The organism is Paenibacillus tundrae, assembly GCF_030812775.1.
Classification (GTDB): Bacteria; Bacillota; Bacilli; order Paenibacillales; family Paenibacillaceae; genus Paenibacillus; species Paenibacillus tundrae_A.
Window position 1 is genome coordinate 172087 of the sequence record NZ_JAUSTI010000008.1, and the last position, 13138, is coordinate 185224.

The window sequence follows — 13138 nt, forward strand, 5'->3', positions numbered from 1 at the left end:
CTGATCGTAAGAAAGAAAAAGCTCTGACTGCCCCATGAGTTTAACCACGGGACTCTGTCAGAGCCTTCTCCAATGCTGCTACTATTAATCCGGATTCACTTGTGGTTCAGCTTACTTACCGCCCTTACCCGTATGAAATTTAGGCAGTGGTACTTTTGACCAGTCTATATCCGAAGCCATATAGAAGGATGGATAGGAAGGCTGATTGTATCCGCTGTTCTGTCCAGCAATACCTACGCGGTACATTGGATCATGCATGAGCGTGTACAGCTTCCGATCCGTCTCTTCCGTGCTGAGATAGATACGGATTGCAGAGCTGTCCGCGGTTCTCACCAGCATCTCTTCTCGCCAATCTCCGAAAATATCTGCGACGAGACCAGGTGTACCCTTGGTGTAGTTATTGGTCAACGTTCCTGTTGCGGTTAGCAACGTACCACGGTTCCAATCCTTAATGGTAGGCGTGACATCAATAGCGCCATCCACGATCTGTGTCGTCATATCTCCAGCCCAGCGAATGTTCATATTCGTACCTGGTGCTGTGTCACTTATTTTCTCACCTTGGGCTGTCCACAATCCCACTGCCCACGTCTCCAGTCCACGGCGGGTTGGATCAACATCCCCAATCATTCCGCGTCCTGTGTCTTTACCTGTGTAGCCACCATAGATCACTTCACCAGTCTTCGCATCACGCAGAGAGTATCCATACGGAGCCCATGGTCCGCCTTCATGCACCATGAAGATCTCAAGTCCTGGACGATCCGGGTCAATATCAGCGACATGTAAGGCATCCCCATGACCCAACTTTGCAATCGTTCCCGGCGCTGCACTTTCAGCAGGCATGACATCCTTCGAGTTATACAGCACACTACCGTCATGATCTATCGTAACAGAGCCGTATACAATCTCTTGTTTACCATCCCCATCGACATCAGCCACACTGAAATAGTGCGCACCTTGCGTCGTTATTTCACCATACGTTGGATCTGTACCATCTACGCCATGAGGCCCATCATTGAATGGATTTTTCATTGGCGTCCAGCCACTATCTACCTTCCACTCACGTTTGAGCTTCTTGCCATCCCAATTATAAGCAACCATCGTGGTGCGGGTATAATACCCACGCGCGAAGATCGCAGATGGCTTCTTCCCATCCAGATACGCGACACCTGCCAGGAAACGATCTACACGGTTTGCCGGTTCGATGCGGTTCATCGCATAATCTCCCCACATCAGACCATCATCGTGACGTTCCGGTTCATAAGGGATCGTTTCCAGCTCTTTGCCTGATTTCCCTTCAAAGACCGTTACATACTCGGGTCCATCCACTACGAATCCTTCAAATTTGCGCAGCTCATTGCGGTCACTACGGCTTGGCGCATACACATCAATGAAGTAGTCAGCGAGACTCTTCGCATCGGCTTCAGAGAGCGGATAGTTATACTTTTTCTCTATACCAAATGCCTCTTCCAGCGTAGCAGGCCAGTTGCCTTTGACCACTTCTTCGTGCTTGTGCCAGTTCTTGAACATGTCTACAACATGATTGTAGTAGTCCGTTGCACTCATACGGTAGTCATCCTCGTGGGAATAACCTGCTTTGCGATCCTCTTTAGGCATCGTAATAAACTTCTCGGATGTCACTTTTCCTTTTTTGTTATACTTCAAAATCTTCGTACCTGGCGCCGTCTTGAACATCAATTCAGCCTTACCATCCCCATCAAAATCATAAACCAGCATCTGCGTATAATGGGCACCTGAACGGATGTTAACCCCGAGGTCAATGCGGTATAACAGCTGTCCATCGAGCGTGTAACAATCGACATAAGTATTACCTGTATAGCCTTTTTGGGATACGTCCTTGGAGTTGGATGGGTCCCATTTCACAAAGAACTCATACTGCCCGTCCCCGTCTACATCGCCAACGCTCATATCATTAGCCGAATACGTGTATTTTTCTCCAGCAGGAGTAACCCCATCGGCTGGTTTTTGCAAAGGTAGATCCACATAACCATTCGCCCAAGGCTTAACCGATGAACTGCGTTTACTCTCTTTGCCTTTGGCATTCACTGCGGCAACTTCATAACGAGAAGAAGCTTTGCCTGACTTATCTACATAATTAGTGCTGTCCGTAACGGTAGCGATTTTCTTCCCATCTCGATAGACGTTGAAATTAGTGCCTGTCAGTCCTTGGTCACTGTAACCCGTCGCTTCATCCCCAAGCAAACGCCAACTGAGAAAAACCCCTTCCGAAGTCGATGCCGCCACGAGACCGCGATCCAAGTATTCCAGTTGAATATCCTTCACATGCCCGCCTCCCTTACTGGATTGCAGACCTACCTCTGCTGAACCTGCTCCGTTTGCAGCAGCAGTTGTCCCACCGATTCCGGCCGTTCCAGCAAAGAGCAACGCCACACTAAGTGCAGAAGAGAGCACCTTTGCCGCGAGTGGCATGCCCGTTTTTTTACGGTTGCCATACTGCCCTGAAGCCGATCTCTGTTGCACCTGCGTTGTTGTTTCTGAGTTCATCCACATTCACTCTCCTCAAGACAGAATAGTGACGCCAAAGAAATGATTGCGCTTACAATAATTGGATCAACCTAGCCCTTATCTGACTTAATTCAGCACTGTCCCCCTTCGATCTCATCAGTCAGGAGCAGTAAGATCCTGCCATCGGGTACTATTATAGACATCCTATCGTTTCCACCATAGGTAATTATCCGTTGAAAATGATCAATATTCAGTGTTTTTTAGCCAAGAGTTGGACATATGTATTGACCGTTCTAATATGACATAGAGAAAACCGCAATCCTCCAACGCTCGGAGAATTGCGGTTACCCTGATTAAAACAGTTGTTTCAGTGCGTGTTCATAAAGATGGATTTTCATTTTCAACAATCTCTTAAGGCTCGATTCCCCATACCAGGTTTCCACCTTGATAGAGCGTTACCTTGCTCCAGTCCTGATACGATGTTTTGGTTGGATCAAAGGAATAATCGTTAGATTCGTCAAAGCTCGACCAATCCGTCTTATACATCCGAAGTTGAATCTCTCCGGATTGTCCACCAGGCTGGATGCTTCCAGCTCCTGATGTGAAGCTGAGCTCCACATAGGAATCCGTGAAGGTGCGTTGAATGTTGGATGCACCGATCTGTGCCCAGTCAATCGCGGAATCCATCGCGGCTGTACCCTCTTTTGAGAAGTAGTAACGGATCTTCAGATCGCTCAAGTCCACAGCGGTTGTACCCACATTTTTGATATTAAAATATGGCTTGATCTGGCTGTCTGTCGCATTCGTATCCCCTGCACGATATTGCAATACGAGATCACTTGTTGGCACAACTACACTCTGAGGTGTAGCAGAAGCCGCAGCTGAATTAACACTTTCACCTGCTGTATTCACAGCCGTTACCACATAATGATAGGTTGTCCCATTTATCAGCCCTGTGTTGGCGAATGAGGTTCCGCTCACATTAGCTGCAATGGTAGTGAATGGGCCTGCTGCACTTGTTGCGCGTTTCACATTGTAGCCTGTCGCTCCTGCAGATGCCGTCCACGTCAGGTTAACTTGTGCGTTGCCTGCCGTTGCGGTTAAAGCTGTCGGCGCTGCAGGCGTTGTCACACCCGCTACCGGAGTAGCTGTAGCTGTCGTAGAATTAACACTTTCACCTACTGCATTCTTGGCGGTCACAACATAATAATACGTTGTTCCGTTGATCAGTCCAGTATTGTTGAATGATGTTCCACTTACATTCGCTGCAATGGTAGTGAACGGTCCGGAAGGACTTAGCGCACGCTTCACACTATAACTCGTTGCACCTGCAGAAGCAGTCCAAGTCAATGACACCTGAGCGTTACCCGCAGAAGCAGTCAATGCGGTTGGCGCTGCCGGAGCTGTGTCACCGCCTCCTGGAGGGTTACCTCCACCATTACTTGCAGGCAGAACCGGGAATGAATTTTTCACCAAGGTTACGAATTGATCATGGAACCAGTGACCCGAGACTGGAGCATTAGGTAATGCACCTGTTAATACGCCATCCCGCGTGATGAAGGTAGGATCACACATGCGGTCGAAGCCTTTGCCTTCATTATTCGGAATTTCGGAACTGGAGCCATCCGATTCACCTGGAGGTTTCACCCATACATAGGCATCCAGATGTGCCGGACCTGGAGCAGCTTTAGGTGCTTCCCCTATACCTGCGCCACTGTTATTACACCAGTTGCCTCGGTGATCACGACGATCGATCCGTCCAGAATTCACATAGTCGTTGATGTTGCTGCCTGTAGCCGATGTTGGACGGTTCACCCCGCCCCATCCGTTACGGCTGGTATCAATGAGGAAGCCTGTGCTGGTCGGCCATCCTGCTTGAACGAATCCAGAATAGAGCGCTGCAGTGAAGTCCGTCTCATCAAAGTACGGGTTCCACTCATAGAAACTGGAGGATCGAATCGGTTGTCCACCAATGTTCAGATCCGGATTAGGCAGATTTGGTTCATGCAGAGGTGTTGTATTGGCTGTATTCGTGATGAAACCATCAGCACTTTGCAGACCTGCTGCTGTATCTTGTACTACACTAGTGTAAAGAGCGATGGCAGGTGCACGATTGGTATCCCATCCAAGCCAGCCGGAATGTCCGATATCCAGATAATTGTATACGTTTGGAATGGCATGCAGCTTGTCCAGCGCATATTTGATGCCATCTTCATAGATACCTGTTGAGCTCGCTTGAGCACAGGCTGGTGTACTCAGGTTCGTTACAAGGTTTGGCAAGCTATCCGGTTCAATAATCGCAACGATTCGAATATCCTGATATTTCGGATCTGCGAAGATATCTGCAATGACATCGATGTAATCCGTCTTATATGTCTGTAGTGCAGCCTGTGTTAGGGGAAGTTCTCCGTTAGATGCAAGGGCATGACAATCCCGGCCTGGCAAGTTATAGATAACAAAAGATGCTGTTATAGGTACACCAGGTTGCTTCTGCGCAAGGACGGCATCCAGATGCTGCTCGATGCTTTTGCGCCCCGCGTTATCCGCACCACCATAGATGGCAGCAATCCGGTCGATCCAGACAGCCGTTGGGTATGATTTGACGGTTTCCATCTTCGCTTTTAGCGTTGCATCATTGGTCAGGGCAATGGATGTATCCACGAGAGCCGAATAATCCTGATTCAGATAAGCCGTCGCTCCAACAAACGGGTTGTCCACACGCGCCTCTGCCGCCTGAGCTATACCCGAAGACATCCCAGGGAATATGCCCGCTGCAAGCAGCGTAGCTGCGAGCATTTGTTTTACACCCTTGCGCAGCGCGTTCTTACCTCTCGATTTAGCTTTCAATTTAGTCTTCATAGTTCCACCTTTCCTTTAGTTAGATTTGTTCAACTAAAGAAGACATACACTAACCATTTCGATGACAGAATAACCTTCTGATCGCTGTTATCCCCAGATTTTTTGATTCCCTTTTCTAAAGGGAAAATCCGGTGATAGCTTATGCTTCCGATGTAGCTTCCTTTCAGAAAGCTTTCAGCCGACCACTTCGCTTCTTCACGTTATTTCTGTCCTCTCCATTAGCGTGTAAATAAATTTAGTTGAACCTATACAAATTGGTTTATACTCATTTTCTGATCCTCTGTGTTAGCATGATGCATAGCACGTAGAGAACGTTCGGATGAGCTGAAATACACCTCCATGCAGAATTCATTCATGTTGAAATACAACCAAGGCCATAGCCAAGGAACGTAGAACGTACCATAAACTTAATCTTAAACAGAATTCAAAGGTGTTTGTCGTAGGTCGGAATGACTGGAATTGTGGGTAACTAAGGATGTGTGGGGTCGAACCATGTGGTCATCATGTGGGTGATGTTGATTGTGTGTGTATAGACGTAACGAAGATGAAATGGTGTGACGAACAGACGAACGAACGAGCCTACTTCATTTTAGTAAGCGCTTACTTATTGAGGTTTTAAAAAAGGCTCATCGCCTGCAAACCTCCCATCGCGTGTTCACCTCCTTATAGATTGATTATACGACATGTAAATATTACTGTAAATTGAATTAACTAAAATTAATTATATTTTTTTCCATAAATTTGGCAGGAATTCGAGAATCCCTTTCCCAGAGCCAATAAAAGGCTCATCATGGCCTATTTTGCCACAATGAACCTCTCATTGGAACACTCCTCTGTCTAATAGTAAGCAATTTTCCTAAGGGATAACTACAACATCTCCCGGTTTTAGACCGCTGAGCACCTCTGTTTTGTCACCTGACTCCATCCCGGCTTTAATCGTCAGTGGCTCGGTCTGTCCATTTCCTTTGTCGAGTAATACATAAGGCTCCGCCTGATCACGCATAACGGCTATGCTGGATACAACCGTGGCATTGTCTTTGCGCGTTGTCTCAATATCACCCTCAAGACTTACCCCGCCAAACATTTTTGCGTCTGGCTTCAAGTCAATCACCACATCGAATTGGGAAGCTTGTTTCAGATCTGTATCCGTACTCTTGCGTGCAAATTTGGACACTTTGCTTACCTTACCCGTAAATTGGAGATCTTTCTGTGCTGTCATGCGTACCTGAACGGGCATACCTACCTTGAGCCGGAACATCTCTTCTTCTCCAACGATCGTCATAAATTTCAGCTTGCTCGTGTTCGTAATAGACCCGATCAGTTGCCCCTCTGTCACTGCACGTGTTTTGCTGTCCTCGTCATTCATCTGGAATATACCAGACGCGGAAGCATAGACAACGGCTTTGCTCATCACATCTTTCTTCTTCTGGATCTCCTGCTCCTTGAGAACTAATGCTTTCTGACTCAACTCGTTTGTCAGGCGTTTGCCCTCCCGTTCAACAAAAGCCTTCTTCCGTTCTTCCTCGGTTACACCAAGCGTTTCCATCATCCCTGTTTGCTCAACGCTAACCTGATTGAGTTCATAATCTAACCGAGCCTTTTCCAGATCGCTTTCCAGTTGCTGAACTTCTGTTTGTTGCGCTGTAGTATCTAACGTGAACAGAATATCTCCCTTCTTCACCTGATCTCCACTTTTCACGTGCCATTGCTTGATGCTCGAAGCGTACGGAGCGAATACATCCGTCTGGTCGGTATATACGGACTTTCCCTTCACCTGAATGGTCTGCGTCATCGTTTCCTGTGTCACGTCAAACGTAATTGGCGGTGGAATCTCTACTGGTAACTCCGGCTTAGGCTTGTACTTCTCATATAACCAGTAGCCAACACCTGCTAATAGTGCGATGGTGATGATGATTTTAATCCATTTCTTCATGTGCCCATATTCCCTTTCGCTGATAAAGTTTGGGGAGTTTCTCTCTCCTTATACAAGCTGTGTTTCACATCGATTTGATTACGCTCAGTGCGTTCGTTCGGGATGCGCTAATGGCTGGATAGATACCGGAAACAACCCCAACCAGTACAGCAAAAACGATGCCTAGCGGCAGAGCAGACTGCTCAATAATGACCGTCATTGGCCCGTTCTGTTGATCTGCCATCTGGCTTGCCAGCAAACTATTCACACCGTCTAGGGCAGCAAAGGCAATACCGACACCAGCAACACCACCCATCAACCCAAGCATCGCTGCTTCAGTAATAAACATCTGGCGAATCTGCCATAGATTCGCACCGAGCACCTTCATGACACCGATCTGTTTGCGCCGCTGATGCGTAGACATGATCATGGCTACAATAATGGATAGGGAAGCCAGCAGCATAATAAATCCGCCAATGCCCATAGCAGCCTTTTGATACATCGCTAACTGACTCGACATCGCTTCCTCTTGAAACAGATTACTCTGTGTGTTTAACGTCAGCTTCTTGATCTGTTCCTCAACCTGAGAGACATAGCGTTTATTCTCCACCTTGACCAGAGCCGAGTTAAGACGCTTTGCAGCAGAATTATCAGTCTGTTGTATGCCTAGCTCATCCTGCAATGCACGAACGGTATCCAGTGGCAAATATACTTTTTTATCATTTTGGGCAGTAAAATCATCCATATTAGAAGGCTTCGTCAATTCTCCAGATACAGTCACAGATCCGCTCAGTTTGGTTTTGCCTGGATTCGTGTAATCTTCATATCGAAACTGAACTCGCTGCTGTACCAGCTGATCTTGCTTAGATGACATCTCCATATACTGCTGCAAGAGATCGTTATTGTATGGATCGGCATTCAATTGTTCAATTAACTTCTGAGTTACCTTGGGATCAACTAGACCAAACGCAGCCCCATAACTCGTCACCGCAATTCGTCCATCCTCAGCCCCGCGTCCTTGCAAATAGCTGTATCCGAATCCTCGCAGTGCTTCAAGCTCTGTTCCAATGACTTCAACATACGTACTGCGTCCGTCTGGCAGAACCATTTCTAATGTTTCCAGCTTCAACATCGGTGCGACAGCAACCACATGTGGAAGTCTTTGAATGATCTGAATCTTCTCTAACGTCAGAGCTCCCCGTTCAAAATTAGACTTCTGCCCTCCACTACCGCTGCCGGTGCGAATACCTTCATTAGGCGAAATCGTTATCTCATCCATCTTATAATTGGCATTTAACGTTTGCTCGCTAAAGGTCTGTACGGATTGCCCTACACTAAGCGCAATAATCATTGCCGCCGAGCCAATGGACAGACCAATCATGCAGAGCAGCGTTACCATCTTCCTACGAATGATCTGTCCCCAGGCCATACGTAATACATCCAGTAATCTCACAATTTCTCTCCTCTACCTCAAGCTTCTCGTGCCGTCTCTTCAACCAGCACACCCTTATGTAAGGTAAGTACAACCTGCATCTGCTCAGCGACCTCTGCTTCATGCGTCACAATGACAAAGGTGGTGTTCATCTCCCGATTAAGCTTCTGCAAAATCGCAATAATCTCTTCCTCGGTCTCCGTATCCAAATTCCCTGTAGGCTCATCCGCGAAAATAACCGACGGCTCGGTAATGAGGGAGCGCGCAATACTGACCCGTTGTTGTTGACCACCAGATAATTGGGAAGGGAACAGATTCACTTTCTCACCTAAGCCCACCTGCTCCAACAACTGAAGCGCCTTCACCTTACGCTTGGAGGGACGAACGCCCATAAATACCAGTGGCAGCTCTACATTTTCCCGGATCGTAAGATTGGACAATAGCTCATAGGATTGAAAAATAAAACCAATATGGCTGCGACGGAACTCAGCCAGACGATTTTCGCTGAAGCGAACAATATCCTGATCATTGATGAGAATCCTCCCTTGATCCGGCTTCATCAGCCCAGCCATTAGATTAAGTAGGGTGGACTTTCCTGAACCTGAGCTGCCCAGCAGAGCAACCATCTTGCCTTTCCCAATCGTCAGATTAATATCTTGAAGCACCGGCACGCTTCCCTGTGCGTTGCGGAACGAGTGGGATACATGTTCAACTCGTAGCATTCCTTCTTGTCTTCCTTTCAAGCTGCTGATTATGTATAGCTTCAATAATAAAATAAATGTTCAAAAATTCGGTTTTCAGTAGCGGCGACTTTTTGAACTTCCTTTAAATTATAGGATGGAGATGTATCTTAGCCGTCTATAGTTGTATCTAAGTTGTAAAATGTGGCACAAAAAAGACCTTGTCCGCGGGTGGGCTACAACCACCTTTGTGCAGATCAAGGTCTTACAGAGGTTAATCAGAACTACCAGGCTCTGAAGCTAAACCGATATAACTCACTTTTATCTAACGAGCTGCCTACTACGAATAGTTCATCATCATTCCACTTCAGCTTCATAAAGTTCTCAATATTACGGTAGATGACCGTATCCGAGCTTAATTCATTATCATTCAGATAAGCAATATGCACTTCATTGTTCTGATTGTCCATCGGGATGACGTAGGCCAGACGGGATTCGTCTGCATCCAGATCGAAGTTCCAATATGTCCCCTTTAACAACAGATGCAATTGCCCTTGCTCCGCGCTGTACCGATACAATCCCTGCACATTGTTGTCCTCACCTTGGACAATCATATCCCCATTTTTCAACAGCCTAAATTGCTGAATGTCTTTCATTTTCATAACCATGGTTACTTCATGATCATCTTCAAGAGAAATACGATAGATCGCGAAGCTGTCTTTGAGCATGACGAGGATATAAGCTTGCTTCAAATCCGGACTCACTTCGAATGCATCCATCACGATAAACGTGTCACTTGCATTCTTCACATCACTCGCATCCGTGAGCATGGACATTAACTCTTGGTGTGTGTATATCACACGAGCCTTACCTGTACTCATGTTCATCTGGCTAAAGGCAAGCTCATCCTGACCGATATAGGTGTTGTTTCCCACAAACATTCTGTAATACGAGTTATCCTGTCCAAACTTGCTACGCTCCCCAGTACTCAGATCATAGCCAAATGTAATGCGCTGAACCTGACCTGAACGGTACTGTGAATAGACTAGCTTCTTCCGATCTGGACTTAGGAAAACGCCATAGTCGGTATTGCCGCCAATATCCTTCACCTTATTATCATCCAGAGATAAGAGAGACAATTTCAAGCCAGTATAGGACTTCTCCGGACCATTCACGACCAACGTATTCCGATCGACCACGTCAAAATCATAAATCCCAAAGTCATTCGGAATCTTCGTAGCAGATTCAATCTGAATCGTACTGCTCGGGGGTGGTGCCAGAGCGCTATTGAATTGCTCACTCGGCAGAATTACCGTTCTGGGCTTAAGGTTTCCTATGCTAAACAGACTGCCAATACCGAAAATGCCACAAGCAAATACGATCAACAGCCCGAACAGCATCAATCTATCACGGTGATTACGCCAAAATCCTGAAGGCCTCATGCGTTCCTTTCCCCCGGAAGACGGATATGCACTTGTGTACCTTCATGTATGATGCTCTTCATTTCTACTGTTCCCCCATGACGCTCAACGATGTTTTTCACAATGGATAATCCGAGTCCAGCGCTTCCTTTCTCCGTGCGATTAATCCCTTTATCCTGATAGAAAGGCTCGAATACATACTGGAGCGCTTCCGCACCAATTCCCTCTCCCTGGTCGCGAATGACAATATCGATACTGTCGCCTTGACGAGAGGACTGTACCTCGATAATCGAGTTCACATCGCTATACTTCACCGAGTTATCCAGAACGTTGAGAAATACCTCCTTGAGCTTGTCGCGATCTCCGTGAAGGTAGAGCTCTTCCTCCAGCTCATAGTGGATACCAATGTTGTACTTGCCTGCCTTGATGGACATGTCCTCACAAGCTTCGCGAATAATATCGGATACTTCGATGCGCTCGAACCGATACGCCTGAATGACTGCTGATGACACAGAGACCTCCAAAATATCGGCAACCATCGTATTGAGACGTCGGCTTTCTTTGATGATATAGTTCATCCCTTTATCGAAAAAAGCCTGATCCGTAAACCCATTATCCCGTAAGATCTGGGCGTACCCCAGAATTGTCGTTAAAGGCGTTTTTAACTCATGCGTAACATTATCAAAAAAAACTTTGCTTCGTGCCTGCACTTGTTTCACTTCGTCCCGTTCTCGCTCAATGACATCAATCTGCTCTCGAACTCGGTCAATCATGACTGTAAAGCTTGAGGCCAGCTCACCAATCTCATCCTTCGTAGTAATCTGAATATCTGCATGGAGACTTCCTTGCGCCACTTCAGCAGACCGTTTCGTCAATACACGGATCGGTTGCGTGATTTTCCGGGAAATAAAGATCGATGCGATAAATATAAATACGAAAATAGCCGCCGCAAATAACTTAATCGTATTTTGGAAACGGAGGTTCCGCTTATACAGATCGGTATAATCCTTCTCCAATTGCACAATGCCAATCACTTGCTGACCTGATTGAATCGGAAAAGATAAACTTGCGGTCACTTGACCTTGATCCACCACTGTTGTGTAAGCAATCTTAGACTGCATAGCCTGCTCAACATCAGGAATGTCAGTTCGCCTAACGACGTTAACCCCGCTGTTCGCAGCGCTATATAACGACGCATCCGGACGGTAGACCGTAACTGTTCCACCAACCGCAGAACCGATCTGCTCTGCTAGCTCGCGGCTTCCAGCTTCGAGCGTATCCTTGCTCATTCGTTTATTATGAATCAAGAAATACTGATTCAGCGCAATATCTAGGTTTTTTTTCGATTGAACGATATCCTCATGCACTTCTCGATACATATTCTCCTCGGCTACCTTGCTTGAGAGAATCAAGAGAGCAGCGAATCCGATGAACACGATGGCTGAAAATAACACCACCATTTTGAACTGAATCGTCCACTTCATGTCTGCACCTGAATATTCAATTTGTATCCTACGCCAAATACCGTTTCAATCATCGAAATCCCTTGTGCTCCGCTATCAAGCTTCTTGCGGATTCGTTGTACATGAATGTCCACCGTTCGGGTATCTCCAGCGAATTCAAATCCCCATACCTTGTCCAGCAGCTCGGAGCGTGTATGCACCTTGCGGTGATGGTTCACCAGAAATAACAGCAGATCGTATTCTTTATTCGTTAGGCCTGCACGTTCCCCGTCCTTCCACACTTCACGCTCATCCTTGCGGATCTCGATATGTTGGCCTAACCTTACAACCTCATAAGACTGATTCTCCAGCGTTTCACTAATCAGGTCGATCCGGCGAAAGATAGCTCGAATACGTGCAACAACCTCACGGATATCAAACGGTTTAGTAATATAATCATCTGCTCCAAGCTCCATGCCGAGCACCTTATCTAACATATCGGACTTCGCAGTAATCATGATTACCGGAATTTTGGAATTTACAGATAACTGTCTGCACACATCAAACCCGCTCATGTCCGGTAGCATCAGATCCAGCAGGATCAGATCGGGCTTCGAATGACGAAGCAGTTCTAGGCCTTCTTTTCCAGAAGCGGCTTCCTTCATCTCAAATCCTTCTTTACGCAACGAATACGATAAAATATCTCGAATGGATTCTTCGTCCTCAATAATCAAAATCTCTTTTTGTCTCATGATCCTCTCGTAATCTCCCTGCTCTATGAATTTCCTTCTGTTGCCTCGGTCGTGTCTGAAAACTCGCTGAAGTGCATCTTTTACCGCCTTTTCGCCCCCTACTGCGCCACTTTCCCTTGACGTGCCCCGGCACGCCTACGGAAAACTTCCTTGCTT

Annotated in this window: 8 protein-coding genes; all 8 read right to left on the bottom strand. The window is 46.7% G+C overall.

What is annotated here, in order from left to right; all coding sequences use genetic code 11:
- Positions 1 to 111: 111 nt before the first annotated feature.
- Complete coding sequence (locus J2T19_RS15945; protein ID WP_307217666.1) at positions 112 to 2448, bottom strand: rhamnogalacturonan lyase; 2337 nt, start codon at positions 2446 to 2448, stop codon at positions 112 to 114.
- 447 nt (positions 2449 to 2895) lie between these two features.
- Complete coding sequence (locus tag J2T19_RS15950) at positions 2896 to 5343, bottom strand: glycoside hydrolase family 6 protein (RefSeq protein WP_307217394.1); 2448 nt, start codon at positions 5341 to 5343, stop codon at positions 2896 to 2898.
- 856 nt (positions 5344 to 6199) lie between these two features.
- A complete protein-coding gene (locus tag J2T19_RS15955; RefSeq protein WP_307217396.1) occupies positions 6200 to 7276 on the bottom strand; it encodes an efflux RND transporter periplasmic adaptor subunit in 1077 nt (358 codons plus the stop codon).
- A 64-nt stretch (positions 7277 to 7340) separates the two neighbouring features.
- Positions 7341 to 8708, bottom strand: coding sequence for an ABC transporter permease (locus J2T19_RS15960; RefSeq protein ID WP_307217397.1), 1368 nt, complete (start codon positions 8706 to 8708; stop codon positions 7341 to 7343).
- 17 nt (positions 8709 to 8725) lie between these two features.
- The gene (locus J2T19_RS15965; RefSeq protein WP_307217399.1) at positions 8726 to 9409 is read right to left on the bottom strand and encodes an ABC transporter ATP-binding protein; all 684 of its coding nucleotides are present in this window, start codon (positions 9407 to 9409) and stop codon (positions 8726 to 8728) included.
- Between the two features lie 242 nt (positions 9410 to 9651).
- Positions 9652 to 10809, bottom strand: coding sequence for a hypothetical protein (locus J2T19_RS15970; protein ID WP_307217401.1), 1158 nt, complete (start codon positions 10807 to 10809; stop codon positions 9652 to 9654).
- Positions 10806 to 12272 carry a sensor histidine kinase gene (locus tag J2T19_RS15975; RefSeq protein WP_307217404.1) on the bottom strand — a complete coding sequence of 489 codons (1467 nt, stop codon included), beginning with the start codon at positions 12270 to 12272 and terminating at the stop codon, positions 10806 to 10808. Before J2T19_RS15975 ends, J2T19_RS15970 begins: the two co-directional genes overlap by 4 nt.
- Complete coding sequence (locus tag J2T19_RS15980; RefSeq protein ID WP_307217405.1) at positions 12269 to 12982, bottom strand: response regulator; 714 nt, start codon at positions 12980 to 12982, stop codon at positions 12269 to 12271. Before J2T19_RS15980 ends, J2T19_RS15975 begins: the two co-directional genes overlap by 4 nt.
- Positions 12983 to 13138: the final 156 nt, after the last annotated feature.

What these genes read in the sequence shown, in the direction of transcription:
- J2T19_RS15975 (WP_307217404.1), bottom strand. Translation starts at nt 12,272, where the DNA reads ATGAAGTGGACGATTCAGTTCAAAATGGTGGTGTTATTTTCAGCCATC.
- J2T19_RS15970 (WP_307217401.1), bottom strand. Translation starts at nt 10,809, where the DNA reads ATGAGGCCTTCAGGATTTTGGCGTAATCACCGTGATAGATTGATGCTG.
- J2T19_RS15950 (WP_307217394.1), bottom strand. Translation starts at nt 5,343, where the DNA reads ATGAAGACTAAATTGAAAGCTAAATCGAGAGGTAAGAACGCGCTGCGC.
- J2T19_RS15945 (WP_307217666.1), bottom strand. Translation starts at nt 2,448, where the DNA reads ATGCCACTCGCGGCAAAGGTGCTCTCTTCTGCACTTAGTGTGGCGTTG.
- J2T19_RS15955 (WP_307217396.1), bottom strand. Translation starts at nt 7,276, where the DNA reads ATGAAGAAATGGATTAAAATCATCATCACCATCGCACTATTAGCAGGT.
- J2T19_RS15965 (WP_307217399.1), bottom strand. Translation starts at nt 9,409, where the DNA reads ATGCTACGAGTTGAACATGTATCCCACTCGTTCCGCAACGCACAGGGA.
- J2T19_RS15980 (WP_307217405.1), bottom strand. Translation starts at nt 12,982, where the DNA reads ATGAGACAAAAAGAGATTTTGATTATTGAGGACGAAGAATCCATTCGA.